23 protein-coding genes are annotated in these 19,907 nt (G+C 39.1%); 1 reads left to right on the forward strand and 22 read right to left on the reverse strand.

From position 1 onward, the window contains the following. The first annotated feature begins 72 nt into the window (after positions 1–72). The gene (locus tag QBE53_16095) at positions 73–2,406 is read left to right on the forward strand and encodes a diguanylate cyclase (protein WZL81298.1); all 2,334 of its coding nucleotides are present in this window, start codon (positions 73–75) and stop codon (positions 2,404–2,406) included. Between the two features lie 5 nt (positions 2,407–2,411). On the opposite strand, the gene QBE53_16100 is transcribed toward QBE53_16095, so the two are convergent. The 22 genes from QBE53_16100 to QBE53_16205 form a co-directional block, all read right to left on the reverse strand. Further along, entirely contained in the window at positions 2,412–2,840 is a 429-nt protein-coding gene (locus tag QBE53_16100; GenBank protein WZL81299.1) for a hypothetical protein, read from the reverse strand. A gap of 34 nt (positions 2,841–2,874) precedes the next feature. Continuing rightward, positions 2,875–3,903 (reverse strand): 3-deoxy-7-phosphoheptulonate synthase, encoded by a 1,029-nt coding sequence (locus tag QBE53_16105; protein ID WZL81300.1) that lies wholly within the window; start codon positions 3,901–3,903, stop codon positions 2,875–2,877. 114 nt (positions 3,904–4,017) lie between these two features. Next, complete coding sequence (locus QBE53_16110; GenBank protein ID WZL81301.1) at positions 4,018–4,977, reverse strand: TDT family transporter; 960 nt, start codon at positions 4,975–4,977, stop codon at positions 4,018–4,020. Beyond that, the gene (locus tag QBE53_16115) at positions 4,974–5,456 is read right to left on the reverse strand and encodes a C-GCAxxG-C-C family (seleno)protein (protein WZL81302.1); all 483 of its coding nucleotides are present in this window, start codon (positions 5,454–5,456) and stop codon (positions 4,974–4,976) included. Before QBE53_16115 ends, QBE53_16110 begins: the two co-directional genes overlap by 4 nt. 98 nt (positions 5,457–5,554) lie before the next feature. Then, positions 5,555–6,562, reverse strand: a complete 1,008-nt coding sequence (locus tag QBE53_16120; GenBank protein ID WZL81303.1) for a BadF/BadG/BcrA/BcrD ATPase family protein — start codon at positions 6,560–6,562, stop codon at positions 5,555–5,557. 17 nt (positions 6,563–6,579) lie between these two features. Next, complete coding sequence (locus QBE53_16125) at positions 6,580–7,860, reverse strand: 6-phospho-beta-glucosidase (GenBank protein ID WZL81304.1); 1,281 nt, start codon at positions 7,858–7,860, stop codon at positions 6,580–6,582. Between the two features lie 63 nt (positions 7,861–7,923). Further along, entirely contained in the window at positions 7,924–8,910 is a 987-nt protein-coding gene (locus QBE53_16130) for a LacI family DNA-binding transcriptional regulator (GenBank protein WZL81305.1), read from the reverse strand. 107 nt (positions 8,911–9,017) lie between these two features. After that, entirely contained in the window at positions 9,018–9,983 is a 966-nt protein-coding gene (locus QBE53_16135) for a hypothetical protein (protein ID WZL81306.1), read from the reverse strand. A 41-nt stretch (positions 9,984–10,024) separates the two neighbouring features. After that, complete coding sequence (locus tag QBE53_16140; protein ID WZL81307.1) at positions 10,025–11,119, reverse strand: HD-GYP domain-containing protein; 1,095 nt, start codon at positions 11,117–11,119, stop codon at positions 10,025–10,027. A gap of 71 nt (positions 11,120–11,190) precedes the next feature. Next, positions 11,191–11,793 carry a TetR/AcrR family transcriptional regulator gene (locus QBE53_16145; GenBank protein WZL81308.1) on the reverse strand — a complete coding sequence of 201 codons (603 nt, stop codon included), beginning with the start codon at positions 11,791–11,793 and terminating at the stop codon, positions 11,191–11,193. A gap of 25 nt (positions 11,794–11,818) precedes the next feature. Continuing rightward, on the reverse strand, positions 11,819–12,223 hold the full coding sequence (locus tag QBE53_16150; GenBank protein WZL81309.1) for a hypothetical protein: 405 nt from the start codon (positions 12,221–12,223) through the stop codon (positions 11,819–11,821). A gap of 167 nt (positions 12,224–12,390) precedes the next feature. Further along, positions 12,391–13,128 (reverse strand): CoA-transferase, encoded by a 738-nt coding sequence (locus QBE53_16155; protein WZL81310.1) that lies wholly within the window; start codon positions 13,126–13,128, stop codon positions 12,391–12,393. Continuing rightward, positions 13,122–13,952: a CoA-transferase gene (locus QBE53_16160; protein ID WZL81311.1), complete on the reverse strand. Its 831-nt coding sequence runs from the start codon at positions 13,950–13,952 to the stop codon at positions 13,122–13,124. Before QBE53_16160 ends, QBE53_16155 begins: the two co-directional genes overlap by 7 nt. 8 nt (positions 13,953–13,960) lie before the next feature. After that, positions 13,961–15,298 (reverse strand): CoA-disulfide reductase, encoded by a 1,338-nt coding sequence (locus QBE53_16165; protein WZL81312.1) that lies wholly within the window; start codon positions 15,296–15,298, stop codon positions 13,961–13,963. Positions 15,299–15,309: 11 nt separating this feature from the next. Next, on the reverse strand, positions 15,310–16,434 hold the full coding sequence (locus tag QBE53_16170) for an iron-containing alcohol dehydrogenase (GenBank protein WZL81313.1): 1,125 nt from the start codon (positions 16,432–16,434) through the stop codon (positions 15,310–15,312). 4 nt (positions 16,435–16,438) lie between these two features. Next, on the reverse strand, positions 16,439–17,506 hold the full coding sequence (locus QBE53_16175; protein ID WZL81314.1) for an extracellular solute-binding protein: 1,068 nt from the start codon (positions 17,504–17,506) through the stop codon (positions 16,439–16,441). A 4-nt stretch (positions 17,507–17,510) separates the two neighbouring features. After that, positions 17,511–18,038 carry a BMC domain-containing protein gene (locus QBE53_16180; protein ID WZL81315.1) on the reverse strand — a complete coding sequence of 176 codons (528 nt, stop codon included), beginning with the start codon at positions 18,036–18,038 and terminating at the stop codon, positions 17,511–17,513. Between the two features lie 40 nt (positions 18,039–18,078). Further along, positions 18,079–18,318, reverse strand: coding sequence for a EutN/CcmL family microcompartment protein (locus QBE53_16185; protein WZL81316.1), 240 nt, complete (start codon positions 18,316–18,318; stop codon positions 18,079–18,081). Positions 18,319–18,343: 25 nt separating this feature from the next. After that, complete coding sequence (gene pduL / locus QBE53_16190; protein WZL81317.1) at positions 18,344–19,003, reverse strand: phosphate propanoyltransferase; 660 nt, start codon at positions 19,001–19,003, stop codon at positions 18,344–18,346. Positions 19,004–19,009: 6 nt separating this feature from the next. Next, positions 19,010–19,282, reverse strand: a complete 273-nt coding sequence (locus tag QBE53_16195; GenBank protein WZL83332.1) for a BMC domain-containing protein — start codon at positions 19,280–19,282, stop codon at positions 19,010–19,012. 62 nt (positions 19,283–19,344) lie between these two features. Then, on the reverse strand, positions 19,345–19,623 hold the full coding sequence (locus QBE53_16200) for a BMC domain-containing protein (protein WZL81318.1): 279 nt from the start codon (positions 19,621–19,623) through the stop codon (positions 19,345–19,347). A 3-nt stretch (positions 19,624–19,626) separates the two neighbouring features. Beyond that, positions 19,627–19,905: a BMC domain-containing protein gene (locus QBE53_16205; protein WZL81319.1), complete on the reverse strand. Its 279-nt coding sequence runs from the start codon at positions 19,903–19,905 to the stop codon at positions 19,627–19,629. Between the last annotated feature and the right edge of the window lie 2 nt (positions 19,906–19,907).

Raw genomic sequence — 19,907 nt, forward strand, 5'->3', positions numbered from 1 at the left:
TATAGCATTTCCTAACGTATTAGCGTATAATTGAAATATGTTCATAGTTTTGTGCACAGAGGGGTGACATGTATGAAGCAAAAAACGCAATCGGTTATTAAGACATTAAATATTTCCTATTTAATTCTTTCAATTTCAACCTTGATTATTGTTAGTTCCGTCTTGATTTTTGCTTGGACAACATCTAATAATCAATTAATTGACACGCTTCAACACGAAGCACAATCCAATCTATTAGAAGAAGTCGAAGAAGTTCTAACTAGTCCTGTTCATATCATTAAATTTGGACAAACACTTTTAAATACTGAGGCTATTGATATTACGGATAGTGCACAGCGCGATCCTTATTTTGTTAGCGCTTTAGATATCGCTCCTGACCATATCTATAGTTATTCTATGGGTACACCTGACGGTTATTACTATGGAGCTCGACGCGGAGAAAACGGTTCTATCGAAATCATGTTGGCTGATGAATCAACAGATTTTCATTCCATCTATTATGGTATTGATACCACTTATAATCGCGGCGAAAAAATCCTGACCAATCCTGTGTTTGACCCTAGATCCCGCCCATGGTACACCGAGGCTTTAAATCAAAACAATTCTTCTCTTGTTTTTTCTCCTATATACAAACATTTTGTTATGGATGATTTGGCGCTATCTATTTCTGCGCCTGTCTTTGATGATGCACATAATTTATTAGGTGTCCTTGGTGCCCACTTTACCCTTAATCGTCTCAATGAACAAATGCATACCTATGCAACTATATACAAAGGTGACAGCTATATTATCGAAGCAGACTCCGAACTTGTCATCGCCAACTCTTTAGGGCTTGCCAATTATAAGATGTCTAGCAATTATTTTGAACGTATTCCTTTTTCCAGTCTAGGAAGTCAAGAAGCTATTGATGCTCTTAACCACTATAAGCAAACCGGTGAAGGCAACTATGTTGCCAACGCTTGGCCACAGGAGACTTTTTTACGCATCGTCCCCTATTCGTCTTATGGATTGGACTGGTTAATTGTCATTGAAATTCCTACCCACCCTATCATAAAGACATACTATACGACAATTTTGGTTGCTCTTATTCTTATTTTGATATTGGCTGTTTTTTCAAGCTATGCCTGGAGCAAACGCAACAAAAAAGTATTGCAACCTATTATTGAGCTTACCAATATAACCCAAGCGTACTCTGAAGGCAATCACAATCTACGCGTATACTCCTATCAGGACAATGAGTTTGGTCGTCTTGCCAAAGGGTTTAACCAGATGGCCGATACGATTAGCACTCAAATGGAAACTTTAGAAGAAAAAGTAGCGAAGCGCACTCAAGCGCTACAAAAGTTAAACAAATCTTTGCTGGACCAGCAAAATACCATCGTCTATCTAAGTTATCACGACCAATTAACCGGACTTTATAATCGTCGTTACTTTGAAGAAACACTAAAACGTTTGGACAATTCACATAATCTACCTATAAGTCTGGTCATGATTGATATGAATGGTTTAAAACTGATTAACGATGCTTTTGGACATGCTATTGGAGATAGTTATCTGAAAAAGCTTGCCGAGATTATACGCCATCATCTGCGTACAAGCGATGTCGCCGCCCGTTATGGCGGAGACGAATTCATTATTATTCTTCCAAAAACCAATACGCTCGAAGCTAAACTTGTCCTTAAGCGCCTATATGACTCCATTGAAAAACCAGATGTTGGTATTGTCCCACTGTCCATTTCCTATGGAATCAAAACGAAAAATATGCCTAGCGAATCCATTATAGAGATTTTGAATACTTCTGATGAAACCATGTACACCAAAAAATTAACAGAATCTCAGGTTTTTCGTTCGTTAGCTATAGAGAAAATATTAAACCACCTAAAAGAACACTTTCCCTTGGAGCATCAACATGCACTTGATGTTCAAAAGTATAGTATCGCGTTTGCCACGTACTTAAATCTTGATACAATCAATATCGAACATCTTCACCATGCAGCGTATATGCACGATATTGGAAAGGTATCTTTTCCTCGCGAACTTGTTGAAAAGCCTATGCACGCATTGACCCCTGAGGAATTTGATGTCGTTGCTCGTCATACCGAAATAGGCTATCGTATTTTAAACGCTGCCAGCGAGACCCAAGCTTATGCAGAAATCGTTTTAGAGCATCATGAAAATTGGAACGGCGAAGGCTATCCTAAGGGATTAAAGGGTACAGAAATCTTAATTGAAGCGCGCATTTTACATATTGTTGAAAACTATGTAACCTTTGTCAATGATTTTCAATCTGACGAAGAAGATTTTGATACTACACTCGCCTTTTTACACAAGCAAAAAGGGGCCGAACTCGACCCCCAACTTGTTGATGCCTTTATTAACTTTCTTAAACAAAACCCTCACGCATAAGTGCCTTATATGACTTTAATTTCTAGACCTGCAAACACCAAGTCATGGTCAATAATCAGATCCGGCACACGTTTTTCATATGTCATGGTCATGTTTTCAATACCTGACAATTTTAACTTACCGTTGGTTTCAACATACCACTCTTCCGGCACAAGTACCTTGACTCCCGCATAGGAAGCCATGAGCTCTAATACATAGGGCTCTCTTCGTGTTTTTGCCTGCGTATAATCTAGGGTTGTGTCTGAGAACATAGCTCCAAGGCTAATAATCTCTGGCTGTTTTGACATATCAACACTTTTCTCCCCAAATGTTGATATAAGTTCGTAACTACTCGCTAATCCTATGGCTTTTTTGATTCGAGTAAGAAGAAAAACCATGTTCGCTACACCTAGCACCAGCAAAATATAACTTACGACTTTTCCAAGTTTTTTCATATCACTCATCTCTCCTTTACCTTTTAAATCATCCTTATAACTTTTCAGCAATATTTAAAATCATTCGTTGTGTTTCCATAATGGACAAACATGGATCAGTAATCGATTTTCCATAAACTCCACCGTCAATTTTTTGACTTCCACCTTCAATATAACTTTCAACCATGATTCCTTTGACATATTGTTTTAAATCTGAATCATAACTTCGATTTCGCATGATTGCATCAGCAATACGAGGCTGTTGTTGAAACTGTTTATTGGAATTGGAGTGGTTAACATCTACGATGATACTTGGATACTTAAGATCGCGCTCCAAATACTGCTCAATCAAATATTTTAAATCCTCAAAGTGGTAATTTGGAATATTGCGTCCATATTGATTCACAAATCCACGCATGATGGCATGTGCAAAAGGGTTCCCTTCGGTTCTAACCTCTTGACCTCGATAGATAAAGTTATGTCCAATCTGAGCTGCTCTGATAGCATTGAGCATAACGGACGTATCTCCACTTGTAGGGTTTTTCATACCTGCCGGAATATCAATGCCACTTGCCGTGACTCTATGTTGTTGATTTTCTACACTTCGAGCGCCTACAGCCACATAACTTAATATGTCATCAAGATATTCATGGTTATCCGGGTAGAGCATCTCATCTGCACTCGACATACCAGTAAGCTCTCCTGCTTTTACATGCATTGCTCGCATTGCTTTAATTCCAGCTTCCATATCCGCTTTTTCCAATGGATCTGGCTGATGAAGCATTCCTTTATACCCTTCTCCTGTTGTTCGTGGTTTATTTGTATATATTCTTGGAATAATCAGAATCTTTTCTTCTACTTGTTCTTGTATTTTATATAATCGCTCAATATAATCTAAGACTGATTTTTCATTATCTGCAGAGCATGGTCCGACAATCATTAAAAACTTGTCTGATTTGCCTCTAAATATATCTTGTATTTCTTTATCTCTCTCAATCTTTGCTTGAACAAAAGCTTTAGATACCGGGAGTTGCATCTTAATCTCTTCCGGCGATTGAATGTTTTGAACAAATTTAAAACTCATGTGTGTCCTCCTTGATATGGTGCTACATCTTCCATAGTTTCTGCCTTTCAACCTATTATACTCTTGAATGCTTAGATATTCAAATCTTTTTGAAAGGGCGAAGGTACCACCGATTTATCTAGCAGGTCTTGCATCCATTACTTCTGGCTCTACTGCTCGCGTAAAAAACAATGCAGCTGCATATCGAAGCGTTACATAAAAAACTGCAAAAGTACACACTGCCATTTGTATCTTCCCTATATATCCAATCCACTCAAGACCGGTTTGTGCTCTACTTATATAGTTAAAATACTGCATCGTTGATGTCGCACCGATAACTAAAGGAAATGTATATGCGGAGTAACTTGGATAGAACTTCAATCGATATAATCGAAGCAATTGTACCCATGCAAAGAGCGTGGTTAAAATACCAATGCACCACAAAACAGTCAATAGCATGTTTGACCATTGAAGCCCCAATTGTACATAGCCGACAACTAATAGATTTGCAGGCGCTGCAAAGATAATAATCAAAGGCTTTAAAGGTTCTTTTTGTATCGGGTATTTTATATAGCGCCAAAAAACTATCGGAATTAATATGCCATAGCTTACTAGTCCAAAAATAAAGGCACCAACACCAACAACGTCCATATGAAATGCTTTTGCTGTTACACTGGCACACACGATACCCACATAAGTTACAAAATAACTTGCATATACATTTTTAATATTCCAGGGAACAAGGTATTTTATTGAAAAGGCGATGATGATACCAATATTTAACGTTAGCCCCAGCGCCCATAGCACCATGGCAACAATTCCTACATAGGGTTTTGCATAAACCGAAAGTAGCATCATCCCCATTGGCAACGTTGCCATAACACTTGCCACCGGAAGTATCCCGAATGCTTTTTTGATTGAATTGGGTAGAATAATCATCTTAAGAATAAGAACAACAAGAATAAAGCTTGCAAGTATTGCACACACAAGCTTTGCATTTGAGCCAATGGGCTTTGCCAGTAGATTTCCAAGCGCCGCATATGCCAGCATCAATCCTGCAATTGGATACGGCACTTTTTCTAAGAATCTTCTCATACTAAGGGCCTCATTTCTCTGGCATATTCCCAATGGTTTAAAATGATTTCTGCAGTTTTTGCCGCCATCTCCCCTGTAAAGGCAACACATTGACTTTTATGTTCGCCACTAGCCATATCCATTCCTTTTGTTAGAACACTGCAACATAACACTTTGTGATTGGCTTTAAAATGAGCCTGAAGTTCATTAGCAAGCTCAAGTGTTTTCACACTCAATGGATCTGCTGGCGAAGACCCTGTTGTGCGTCCAAAGACAAGCCCCAAAGAAAGGACACCTCCGGATACTGCACCACAGGTACATTTTGATTTTCCAATACCGACCGGAAATCCGGATGCCATGGCAATTACTTCTTCTGGTACATCCAGTTCAAAATTACTGCGAATAGATGAAATCACTGCCTCTGAGCAATAGAACTTACCTTCTCTAAAAAGATTTTCTGCATCTTCTCTTACTTTTTCAACACTAACTTGATTTGTCATACTTAATCGTCCTCCTTTTTTTTGAGTGCACCTGCAATCGATGCGTCTAATTCATGACATCATGTAATTATATCAAAAAAAAGGAAAACTATATATACTTATTTTAATGCTTTTGCAGATATATGATTTTTCATATTCATTCGAATACACTCTCTTTGTTCATGTGTCGCCGGTGCATTTTGAGATAGTTCTAGTGCCCAAATCACCGCGCCAACCATAGGAACGACATCTAAGATACGCGGCTTAATTGCATACCCTGAATATTTATGTACATTCTCAATAAAAGTCTCTAACATTAATGGATTTTTTACTTTCGTCCAAAGCGATCCCGCTAAAACAACATCCGGTTCTTTTTTAAACGCCAGGTGTTGAATACATCCTGATACCGACTTCGCCATCTCTAGGGCCGCCTTTTTGACAATATCTGCGGCTATCTTATCACCTTCTAGTGCGGATTCCATCAATATGGTCACAATCATCTTATCTTGATCGCGACATTGAATGAACTTATGATAGATGCGTTCTAAAAGGTCTTGCGCCGTATCTGCTTCCATTACTTTCATGATACGTTCAACCATAACCGTATACTCTCCACAGCGTTCGTAGTAGTTATAGACTGAATTAACTGCAAGGGTGGATAAAAATCCACCACCTGCATAATCCCCTGTTACCATTCCTATTCCACCAACCTGTAGGATATCCCCTTGCTCATTAATTCCACTGGCTACCGTTCCTGTCCCATTAATCGAGCAAATGCCTATTCCTGAAGGGCACCCTGCTTTTATTCCAAGTACCGAGTCATTACTAACTACAAAATCAGCAAACCCTACCTTTTGGATACTTGCTTCAATAATTTTTCGCTGAGCCGGAGTATCAATTCCCGCTAATCCAAAAGCGGCTGTTACATCCGATGGGTTAATCCCATGCTTTTGCATTAAGTAGTCTAAGTCTTTAAGCATCAAGACTTCTGCCTCTTCAAAACCACCAGCTAGGCTTTCATGACTACGACTTGTTGTATGTAAGTAGTCTATGAGTTCCCCTTCTTTTGTAAACAAACCATAATCCGCTTTAGTTCCACCACCATCAACACCTAATAATAATTTCATCTCTATGCTTTCCCCTTTTATTGAAATTGACTCAAATATTTCTTATGTGCTTGCTTCATCTCTTCATAGCAGTCATACGCCTTTTGATAGTCTCCGACTAAAGGATGAATAAGTAGTGCTTTCATGGCTTCGGCGTCTGATCCGGTCAATGCTGCTTTAATCGTATGGCGCTCATATGCTTTGACGCATTGCATCATTTCCTTTACATGGTCGTTATCAAATCCAGGAATCGCTATCGGCTTAACCGCATCTTTTCCAACCACGCAAGCCATCTCCACCACGTCATCATCCTCCATAAAACTTAGGGCGCCTTGATTACGTACATTAACCACATGAATGTCTTTTGTGTCGTTATAGATGGAATCCACTAACGATATAGCTGCTTCAGAGTATCTTGCACCTCCACGACTTTCTAATTCTTTGGGCTTTGTCTTGATTGTTTGCTTTTTATATAGCTCCAATAAGCTTTCTTCAATATCCATGCAAACTTCTCCACGGCACTTTTCCTCATGGCGAAGATGTTCCAGCTTTTCTTCTCTAAAGTAAAAATACTCTAAATAGGGTGATGGAATGGCTTCAATTGTTTGTATCAAATTCGTGCTAAAACCTTTTACAGGTATATTTTTCATACCTTTTCCATTAAACCCTTGTTCTAATACTTGAGGAAACAAATCCTTGTCTCCTTTTTTTATTCCTGTGATATAGCTTAAGTGATTAAGACCTAAGTATTCAATATCCAAGCCTTCTTCTCCTAGTCCTTCATGAACTTCAGAGAACATGTTAATGGGTACATTACATAAGCCAACCGTTTTGATTTTTGTATGATTTTGCAATGCTTCTGCAAGAATTCCTGATGGGTTGGAAAAATTAATTAACCATGCATCGGGGCACAGTTGCTCCATTCTTTTGGCGATATCCATCATGACAGGTATTGTTCTTAGTGCCTTGAAAAAACCGCCAATCCCTGTTGTCTCTTGTCCAATGAATCCATATTTTAGAGGAATCTGTTCATCAAGTACCCTTGCTGCCAGTTTTCCTACACGTATTTGTGCCAAGACAAAGTCCGCATCCTTTAATGCTTCATCAAGATCTTTTGTTTGTAGAACGTCAATATCAAGCTTGGCATTGTCAATCATTCGCTCACTAAGATTGCCCACAACCTCTAGCTTCGTCTCGTCAATATCCATTAAAGCCAAGTGGGTAATTGGCAAGCTTTGCTTACGCATAATCATCCCTTCAATAAGTTCAGGTGTATATGTACTTCCAGCGCCGATGATTGCTACTTTGAGTTTTTTCATTTTTCTTCTCCTTTTACTTTTGTATATATGAATTTGATTTGTTCTTGTCTAGGAATGTTCTCCTCAATTATTCTTGGTTGATTCTTTAATACAAAGTGCAGGTACCATTTTTGCATTTCCTGTCGGCTTTTCTTTTCCTTCTAAAAGTCGAAGGAGTTCGTCGACTGCTTTTTTTGCCATTTTTTCTGCCGGTTGCTTTATCGAGGTAATCTGTGGCTGATAATGGTTAGCCAAGATGCTATCATCATATCCAATGACACTCACATCTTGAGGCACCCTTAATCCACAATCTTTTAGTGCATTAATCGCACCAAGGGCAATATGATCATCAAAAGCAAAGACTGCTTCAGGAATCTGCTCTTTTTTTACCCATTCTTTAATTGTCTTGTATCCTGTCGGCTGGTCATAATGTCCATACTTTGTACAATAAGGCTCTGTCCTTGCCTCCTTAAGCGCTTTTAGCGCCCCTTTATATCGATCTTGTGTCGAAGATGATGCTTTTTCTCCACCAATGAGTCCAATCTTTTTCAAACCTATATCCAGCAAGTACTTTGCTGCAATATATCCGCCTTCTTCATTATCCGATAAAATCGAATAGCTTCCAAAATCGGCTGTCTGATTATCTATAATAAGATACGGTACTTTCTGTTCTTCCAGTACCTGAGCAAAAAGCTTTTCTTTAAACGGTGCCATGATAATTACTCCATCCACACGCTTTTGTTCTAGAAAAGCAATATTTTCCCGATCGTCTTCTTTACAAATGCTTAATGTCACTAGATATCCATTATTAAAAAATTCTCGATTCAACGCTTCAATGATGCTATCATAAAACCCGTCGCCTAAATCAGAAATCATAACCGCAATCACATTTGTCTTACCTGTGACAAGGGTTCTTGCTGCGGCACTTGGTACATAGCCCAGTGTCTTCATGGCGTCCATGACTTTTAGGCGATTTTCTTCCTTCACACTAGGATGATTACGAATTGCTTTTGACACGGTGACATAGGATAAGCCAGATTGTTTAACAATATCATTTATAGTAACTTTCATATTTCCTCCAAAACTATATACGTATATACTTTTAAGCAAATTATAACGGATGATGGACAAATTGTCAATCATCCACTATACATTTTCAATAGAGTTTCATGAAATAGTTACAATGTTTTATCAAGTACAAGCCCTTTTAAATCTTCTTTCATCAGCTGCATATCATCGATAATCTTGCTAATCTCTATTTGAGCCTGAGTTACATCTAACATATTATTAACAACTTCATTTTTATTATTTCTAATCTTTGTTTTTGAGTTGTCGTTAATTATCTCTAGATCTGTTTCTTCTTTTTCTTCCTCTTCTTGCTTTTCTTCTTGGGCTTTTTCTACTTTTTCTTGATTTTCTTTTGCTTCTTTTTCAATCTTTTCAACACCTTCATTAATAAGCATACTCATAATACTTTTATCCGTCAATTCAACAATATCTTCTGCGGCTTCTTGTGCATCTACCATTGGATGGCTTTTTAATTTTTGCCTTAAGATAGAATCAATGGCATGTGTTGATGTTTTTATGATTTCCTGATGCTCCATTTTTTGTTTTTTGTAAAGCTCTCGCGCTTCCTGATTGTCTATCGCCGCTTTTTGAAACTCCGACAATCCTTTTTCATTGAGTTGTTTTAGGCGCTCTATTTCATCTTCTGAAAAGAACTCCTGCATCTCTTCATCGTTATATCCATACTTCTTATAAATTCTTTCTTTGTTTAATAGCATCAAATCTTCAAATTCTTGGTCTCCCGGCTTTACATCAAACATCTCCATAAGCTCTTTTTGACGCAAATCAACCTCGTCAATTTCTTTGTTCAGACTTGCTATCTGATCTGATGATTGCTTAATATTTTCACGAAATGCACGCAACTGTTGGTCCACTTTCTTATCGGTTTCAAAGACTCCCTTAAGTACTTGCTTTGCCTGATTGCGACCAAATTCGCGCCGATCATCTATCAAACTATTATTTAATACAGAGCGTCCTGCATAATAGACCGTCTCACCTTTGCTGTTGATTGCCGTTTGTCTAACCGCCTCATCCTTTGGCATTGTTTCTAAAAATGTTTTTGATGCATCAATTCTCATCGTTACCCCTCCATCTATTAAATACACTTCAGATGGCAATATTAAAAATCTAAACTATATTGTACATCCGAAATTGTTATACTATTGTTCTCTCGAAGATTGACAGATTCATATGTATAGGCACCCTTTTTCCCATGAATAATTCGGATATCCGGTCTTAACGGGAAACCTTTGGGAACACTATCTATGACAGCAATCTGACCTGTATTTAACTTCACAAGCGATCCTGTTGGATATGGATTGATTTTTTTTACAAAAATATTCACCAAGTTCATGTCATAGTGACGCCCTGCGCCTCCCATAATGCCTTCGATTGCCTCAATGGCAGTCAAAGCTCTTCGATACGGGCGATCCGAAGTCATTGCGTCATAGACATCTGCAATACCTACAATTTGCGCCAATGGATGAATTCCCTCTTTGTCTACACGATTGGGATATCCTGACCCATCCAAATGTTCATGATGTTGCAGTGCAATGGATTTAACATATGCACTTAAAAAAGCTTGTCCTTTTAAATATTCATAGCCTTTTCTAGGATGCATGATGACTTCAATTTTTTCTTCTCGTGTCAATTCACCTTTTTTGTAGGTAATCCCTGAATCAATGAGCGCCATCCCAATATCATGAAATATAGCTCCCATAAAAACATGCTGAATCATCTCATTGGTCAGTCCGGCTTCCCAGCCTATAAGCACCGACAAAATAGCTGTGTTGATTGCAGAACTATATAAATAGTTGTCTACATTTTTGATGTCAATTGTTTCTAATTGTACCTCTTTAGCAGAACTCAATTCATAGATAATCTCTTCTGCCAGTTTTTTCAAAGGGTCCATAAATTCATATATGGATTTTGGCTTCCACTCTCCCTGCGCATCCTTGTAGCCGGCCGCACTAAATATATCTTTTACTAACATCATCGCTTGATGACGTAAGTGCGGGTCAACCACTTTTTCTATTTTGTTATCACTGTGCTCATCATAGATATACACTGTGAATATACTGTTCGCATTGATTTTCTCAATGAGACGCGGGCTTAATTTGGCACCTTCTTTTAAAAGTATACGCCCATCCAACGTATATAAGGTGTCTGCCAAGATTGCGTTTTCAGGTATAAACTCTGTTGGTACAATACGCATTTTTTATTTTCCCTTCTGTTATTCAAGTTAGCATTATTCGTCATTACAGATTATATATCGAAACAACCCCTCTATTTAACAAGTCCTTTCTCTAATATTTTACACACTTTTAGTAACGTATTACTATGATCAACTTCTGTTGCTGACGGATATTGATCTATGTGCATCGTTACCATTGTCAAAATGAATGCTGCTGTCTCGACATCAATGTCTTCACGAAATGTTGTATTTTGAATATACTTCAAAATAATCTGTTTGTAAAGGTCCATTGTTGCTGGAACCAGTTCAGATAGGATGATATTTTTTGTCTCTTGAGGAACTTCGTTTAAAAATCGTTGCTTTAATTCAAATATTCGCCTATCTCTAGCCTCAAATTCATATGCCTTATTCATAAGTTGCATCAACATCTTGGAAAAATCAAGCTCACCGTATTGATCTAGAGCTTCTAAGAGCATCTCTTTTTTATCTTTTCCTACATCATAAAATATGTATTTATACAGGTCATCTTTATTGTCAAAATATTGATAAAAACTACCCTTGGGTATCTTTGCAAGAGCAACGATTGCATCAATAGTTACAGCACTATAACGCTTCTTGGAAAATGCTGTTTTTGCACTTTCTATAATCCGCTCCTGTTTTTCTTGGGATAAATTAAAAAATGTATCTTTTGGCATGACTGTTCTCCTGTCTTTGAATTTTTTAGTACACAAAAAGCCCTAGAAGAATAAATACTATCGACATCAGAAAAACCGAAATAGTCAATCTCATCTTTTTCTTTGGATTATTAAGTGTATCCGAAGCAAAGCGCCGAAACTTTTCATAATTAAAAAGCAACGCCGATATCTTGATTAAGGTCAACGAAAGTACGGTAGCAATAATCCAGCTTCCACGCACCTCAAGGGAAACAACTTTATACCATGTTACCCCTACAAGAATGATTCCTCCCATCGCAAGACCATAAATCCACTTTGGCTTTTTTTTCGCATAGGCTCGCTGAAGTTCCCACCGATTCCAGCGTTCTCCTAATCCTACCATAAGAATACGTGTTATGATACCGACAAACGCCCATCCAAAACATAAATAACTAAAGTAATTAAACTCCATATCGCTCTCCTTTTTATATGACTAGTGGTCATGTGACTTATAGTCATATATTATGCTTTTCCAAGCCTTCTGTCAATACCCTTAAGAAAAAAGCTCTAACAAAGGATTGATTTCCTTTGTTAGAGCGATATTAACACGTATGATTATATTTTTTTCGTTAAGACTTTTTAATTAAACTCCTTATATCGTACTCCGTCTTTATCAATCTTTTGAATCAGACGCATCTCTTCGGCTGTCGGCATAGGAAGGGTATCTACATTATCTGTATCCACACGAAAACCTGTCTGAGCAACGACTTCTTCCATGGTTGTTAAGGGGCTAATAGCCTCAAGTTGTAGTCGTCCGTCTTGAAATTTAAACATAGCTAATGGGGTGATAATCCGATCAATATTGCCACGCGTCGTCACAAAGTTCACCTTCTCAACAAATGTTCTTGGATCATGCTTACTACGCCATATCAAGGCACGCTTGACTGTTGGTATCAAGACAGCACTTCCGGCTCCACCTGGAAGGCGAACTTTGGGTTTATGATAGTCGCCGATAACGGATGCGTTGACATTGCCATGAACATCAAACTGTACTCCTGACAAAAAAGCCACATCAAGCTCGCCTCGCATAGACAGGTCAAATATTTCTTCGAGTGGAAAAACCGCTTCCGAACGGGTATATTGCTCATGTCCTGCTGAAGAATAAGGTGAGAGTTGCTGTGCTAAGGGATTCACACCGCCTGGAATATTCAGATAAGTCAGTTCTTTTGCATGCATAGCCTTAGCTAATAATATGGCTACCATCGGAAGCTGAGAAGATACTCCGTGAAACACTTTCTCATTATCCTTTAGTAAATGCGCAATGGTTACGACCATGATATCTGCCGGATGCATCTGTTGTTGTTGTTTTATTACCATGAAAATCCACCACCTTTGCCTTGATCTTGTCCACGATACTTGTCTAAATATGCCTCAAAACTACTTTCTTCTTTATCCGCCAAAAAATCTCGGATAACTTTATCTTGAACTTCATAATGTCCCGACAAAGACCCTGGTGCACTTGCTTTTGGCATCAAAACAATGGCTTCCACCAAAAATCCAGGAATCGATACCTTATCTTGATTTAAGCGAATCTGCGCATTAGATATTATTTTTTCTGTTGATAGAATCACGCGTTTTGCCGCTCTTGACATTAATATATCATCAAACTTAGGTCCTTCAATAATGGCATTACCACTTTCATCACATGCATTAACATGGATAATGGCAACATCTGGACGAATTGCTTTAACGACCGTAATCTCTTCTCCACTAAAAGGGTCCGTCACTTTATCAAAGTAAGTATTCGCTTCAATGAGGTCACTAATTTGCAAGCCTCGCACCGGCATAAAAGGCACGCCAATCTTCGCTGCATTCAACGCACTAATAACTGTGTAACATGCATGTTCATTGCCTTGAACACGTCCACTTTCAACAGCTTTACGATAATAAGTAGCCAGTCCATATTCGGTTTCATAACTGATAAATCCTGCATCAACACTGGCAACACAACCGCCACGCACCAAGACATCCACATCATGTGCTCCTGCCGTTTTTACCAATTTAAGCGACACTTTTTTTTGGCGTACCACTTCGCGTACAAGTCCCATAGGCGCACGATGTAATACGTTTCCACCAATGGCTAACCAGCTTCCGTCTTCTATTGTTTCAATCGCTTTTGAACACGAGATTATTTTTTTCATAGTTCCTCCTATTTCATGGCATTGCAGGCAACATGCATCGCATCCCAAACTTCTGCAAATGGTGGTGCATAACCAAAATCAACCCAGCCCATCTCATCGACAGGAATTTTTGTATGAATAGCTAAGGCAAAAGTGTTGATTCTAAGCGCCGTTCCTGCATAACCTACGGCTTGCGCCCCAAGAATCGCCCGTGACTTGGCATCAACCACTAATTTAATCTTGATTGGCTGCGGATTTGGATAGTACGGCGCATGGTTTAACGCCTGAATGGTCACCGTTTTATAGTCAAAGTTCTCCATAATGGCTTCTGCCTCCGACAGTCCCGTCTTGGCTCCTTCCATATCGCACACTTTAATCATCGATGTACCTAATGCTTGAGTAAAGCTCGCTTTCTCTCCACAGATGATAGCGCCAGCCATTTTTCCTTGTTTATTGGCATTGGTTCCAAGGGGTATATAATTGTTACCATGCTTTTTGACTTGATGATAAATTGTTGCACAGTCTCCCGCTGCAAAAATATCGGATACATTGGTTTTCATCTCCGGGGTTATAATGACAGCTCCATTACGTGCACGCTCGACACTTGTATTTTCCAAAAAGCTCGTATTTGGGCGTACCCCAACACAGACTAAAACCAAGTCTGCCATATATTGATTTTTATCGGTATGTACATACACCTGTTGCTCATTGATAGGTTCTAGTCGTTCTACACGCTCATTACATCGAACGCATGCCCCTTGTTTTTTGAGTTCTCCCTCAAGTTCAAAGGCCATTTCTTTATCTAAATGCGGTAAAATCTGATTTTTAAATTCAATCAACGTGACATTTTTTTCTAATCCCAACGCGGCTTCCACTAGTTCAACACCTATAAATCCAGCGCCTATGATAACAACATTTTTCACGTTATTGTCTTTTATAATGTTCTTAATTACTTGACCATCATCAATCGTTGATAACGACTTAACCACCGGGTGATCTGTTCCTTCCCAATCCGGGATAATCGGACTGGCACCAGAGGCTATGAGCAGTTTATCAAAGTTATCTTCAAAAACAGCTCCCGTCGTTAGATTTTTCACCGTAATTTTTTTCGCTTTATCATCCACACGAATGACTTCATGGTATAGATGAATATCCATGCCCATTTTTTCAAATTGGGGCTTTGTACGTATAATCATTTTATTGGAGTCTACAATTTCATCGCCAACAAAATAGGGTAATCCACATGCACCATAGGAAAGAGTGCCTCCACGTTCATATACGACGACTTCTGAGTCGTAGCGCATTCGACGTATCTTACTTGCAGCACTCATTCCTGCCGCAACGCCTCCAATAATTATCGTTTTCATAGTGACACCTCCTATAGTCCTTTCATCAGTAATGCAACAAGTTCATCTTGATTAAATTGAACCGGGCTTGTGAGTCGACACGGATCTTCTAATGCTTTTTTTGCGATTAGATTCAAGTCCTCTTTTACTACACCAAGCTTCGATAACGAATCCGGTATGTTTAACTTTTTATTCATTTGCTTAATTTTCCCAATAACTCCATAGCTTGATATTGGCGCTTTAAGCGCTCTTCCAATTGCATCAAATCGTATTTTTCTATCCTTTTTTACTAAACCATCAATGACTATCGGTAGTAGCACTGCATTACACAGTCCATGTGGCAAGTGGTAACGTCCGCCAAGCTGATGGGCAATCGCATGAACATACCCCAACGATGCGTTGGAAAAAGCTACACCCGCCATAAACTGGGCTTGTGCCATGTTTTCTCTAGCCAAGACATTGGTTCCATCCATATAAGCGCTGATTAAGTTCTCACCAATAAGTTCCATCGCCTTAACCGCATAGGCATTGGTTAACGCATTGGCATCAACTGAAAAGTACGCTTCAATCGCATGGGTAAGCGCATCCATCCCTGTCGCACCTGTTAAGGATGGCGGCATCGATAAAAGCGCTTGTGTATCGTTAACTGAAACTGCCGGAATCAAGGCATCATCAATAATCGCTAGCTTAACCTTTTCCTCGACATCAGAGATAATAGCAAAGCGTGTCACTTCTGATCCTGTTCCCGAAGTCGTATTAATCGCTACAATCGGCAACACTTTGTGTCCTATTTTATCGACACCTACAAAGGCTTTAATTGATTGATCCGTCTGACTCAAAAGAGCAACACCTTTTCCAAGGTCATGTGCCGATCCTCCACCGAGTGTCAGGATAAAGTCACATGGCGCACCTTTAATATACCCACAAGCTTGCTCTACAAGTTCAATACTTGGATCAGGTCTTGTTTGATCAAAGACTTTGAATTTAATCTTTGCCCGGGAAAACACATGCAAAATACGTTGAAATGTCTTACTCGCGCGCATATATTCATCGGTAATAATCAACGTGCTCTTCCACTGTCTTTTTTCCAATTCATGATATAACTGTTCAATTGCTTGTTCTCCAAACAGATTAATTGTTGGTAGGTTTAACTGCATGTTTTCACGCTCCTTCGTGATGCAGGTAAGAATCAAGAGCGCTGGTTAACGCACTGATTGCTTCCGGTAAAAAAGGTGTACTGGGCAAAGGCTTTGCGCGTTCAATCATCGTTTTTGCAACACTATACCATGGGTATCGGTCTTGATCATCTAAAAAGTTGCTTAGCCTTGTTGGGTTACCACAAGTTCGCCCTACTTCTTGATCCACAGATTTTGCCGTCAGCCTTTTCATTACTTCAATCGCCAAATCCTTCTTCTTACTCTTGGCATTTAACCCAAAAGACCAAGTCACATTCCAAGATTCTTCAAGTGCCGCAAAGCCCATCTGTTCCGGCTCGACACAACTTGCATCCATAACTGCACCCAATTGTCCACCCCATGTAACCGCCATATCCACTGCACCTGATTGAAGACGACTACACACCTGTTCATTACCAAACTCTCGAACTTGAGGTTCACAATATCTACTCGCTTTTTGATATAGGCTAACTACTTGCTCTATCTTCGCGCCATCTTCTTCTACTCTACCCATAGCATCAATGGGCTCAATGGCTAACGCGCGAAAATATGGCAATATATCTAGGAAAAGCTCTGACGGATGAGCCTTTAGAGCAAACTGATTCTTCGCCGTCTGGGTCTGTAGATAGTTCATCACTTCTATAATACTCACGGTATCTTTAAAGTCTGCATGGATTCGATTCTTACGATAGACAAGAATATGTCCGTCACAAAAGCAAGGATACAGATACTGCTTCTGTTTGTAGAACATCTCACTTTTTATCGTTTCAAGGACATCGTCTAATTGTGCTTGTTTTTTATCTTCACAGATTGGCTCTACATAGCCTTGTTCTACAAAAAAAGGTAACCATAAATGACCAGCTACCATGACAATATCATATTTACTATGTTCAAATGCATCCATTAGGGTCTCATAATACTCAGCAAAAGAGACGATCTGTAAGTCAATGTGGATCCCAAGGGCATCTTCTATAGGTTGAATAAGGGTATCTGCTTTTTTTTGATATGTATATACTGCCGGGTCACCGACGCCTAATATTCGAATCGTTTCCATACATTCACCTCGCAATTTCTTCTAGTATCCAGGGTTCTATATTTGTAATGATTTCTGCGGATTTTATACGTTCTTTGGCTGCACGCGTCGCTGCAACGCTTCCTGATAAGATCACTATGGAACTACCTTCTAACGCCTCGTTATGTTTGAATTTTACTACAGATAAATCAAATCCATGTAAGAGCATATTACACTCTTCATAGGCTTTTGCATGACTTAATTGTTGAAAAACCAATACATTTTCCGCTACATGCTTCGGGCTTTGTTCTTCGTTAAACACAGGGACTAATTGGTCATGGATTTTTCCAAGCCATCCAATGTCAACAAGGCCTTCTTGCTCCATCCCTATTTCCATTGCATACTCGATACTTCCATGTTCCCCTTGCATGATAATCATATATTTTGATCCAGGAAAAATTTTTGCCTGAACATGTGATAAATTAACGTGCTTTATAATATCATTGAGTACTTTTATCCCTTGTGGAATGGTTATGTACTCTAAAATGCCAATCGCTCCTTCTTGCTTAAACAAAACTCTTCACCACCTTAGTTTTGATATCCAACCCCTATGATCATTCATCAACAATACCTATAATAATGGCATCAACGGGTTGTTTGACATCGCTGCTTAGTGCATAGATCGTGTTATGGCCTTCTGTAATAATGACATCATCACCAATCCCTGCGCCAATCGGATCGACAGCAATAATATTTTCTTTTGTCTCAAGCTCAACTCGCATAAACTTAGCTCCTACGAGCGTTTGATGCTTTTTGGTTGATACGATGTTTCCAACGACTTTTCCAATGCGCATTGTATCCCTTCTTCCTCTCCCCTGTTTAAGGTAATAAGACCGTAGCCATATCTCCACTTTGAACCCGAAATGCATTGCCGTCATCTGTGTCGATATGTAGTTCTAATACATAATTTTCATGTACTTTACAACTGACATGATCCATACGTCCGGATTTTTCATCACCAAGTAAAACGGATACTTCGTCACCCGATTTTATATTCATATGTTTTGCATCTTCTGTTGATAAGTGCAAGTGTCTTGTTGCAATAATGCATCCGTTTTCAATTGTCACGCTACCATGGGGACCTTGTAATGTAATCGGTTCAGAACGTTCTAGATTTCCGGAGTTACGTACCGGTGGATTTAACTTTAACTGACGTGCATCGGTGGCTGATATCTCAACTTGGGTTTGGTCACGTTCAGGGCCAAGAATACGTACATTGTCTATCTTATATGTCTTACCTTGACGCTCTGTTATCAGCGTCACCGTCTCTTGACATGCATATTCTCCTGTTTGTTTTAAATCTTTGAGTTTTTGTAACGTATAGCCTTTGCCAAACAACATTTCCACGTCGCTTTTTTTTAGGTGCACGTGCCGATTGGATATTCCAATAGGCACGGCATATTGATACCCTTGTTCTTGGGTAATCTGTTGAAGCACTCTTGTTGTGACTAAGGCAATCATGCGTTCACTAACTTGCATAGTTTTTTACATTTTTGGCAAAATTGATGCCATGTTGTTATGTGGACGTGGAATCACATGAACAGCAATCAATTCTCCCAATCTGGATGCAGCTTCTGATCCTGCTTCTGTAGCCGCCTTTACCGCACCTACATCGCCTTGAATTGTTACAGTAATTAATCCAGAGCCGATTTTTTCCATACCTACGAGTTCAACTTCTGCTGATTTAAGCATATTATCAGCTGCTTCTAATGCCGCCGTTAGACCTCTTGTCTCTATAAAACCAATTGCATTTCCCATAATTTTTTTTACCTCCTGTGGTGATTTCGTTGTTGGCTTTGTTTTTTTTACAGTATTTTCACTCATTGAAAGACTCCTTTTTCAAAATACTTCATTAATGCATCTGGCGGATTCGCAATGACTTCAGCCACTTTCAATAACGTTGTCTCTTGATACGTCTTTTTTATTTCATCCATAGCAAGGTTTAGATCAGAGACACTGCCTTCAAAGACAATGGTGATTAATCGTCCACCCAATGCTTTCTTATGATGAATGATGTCACAATTAACCATTTTCATAATCAAATCACTTGCTAAGTATCCATTAACAAGGTTTTGGATCTCTATAATCCCTATCGCCATATATTATTTCAGCACCGGCAAAATTTTAATTAAATCATCGTGAGGTCTTGGAATTACATGAACTGCAACGAGTTCACCTAATCGACTTGCCGTATCCGCTCCTGCTTCTGTTGCCGCTTTTACCGCGCCTACTTCTCCTTTCACAACAACTGTAATTAATCCGGATCCGATTTTTTCTGTTCCTACAAGTTCAACTTGTGCTGTTTTTAACATGTTATCGGCCGCTTCTAATGCTGCTGTAAGACCTCTGGTTTCTATAAATCCTATTGAACTTCCCATCAATT

Source organism: Vallitaleaceae bacterium 9-2 (assembly GCA_038396585.1).
In the GTDB taxonomy this organism is placed as follows: Bacteria; Bacillota; Clostridia; order Lachnospirales; family Vallitaleaceae; genus UBA1351.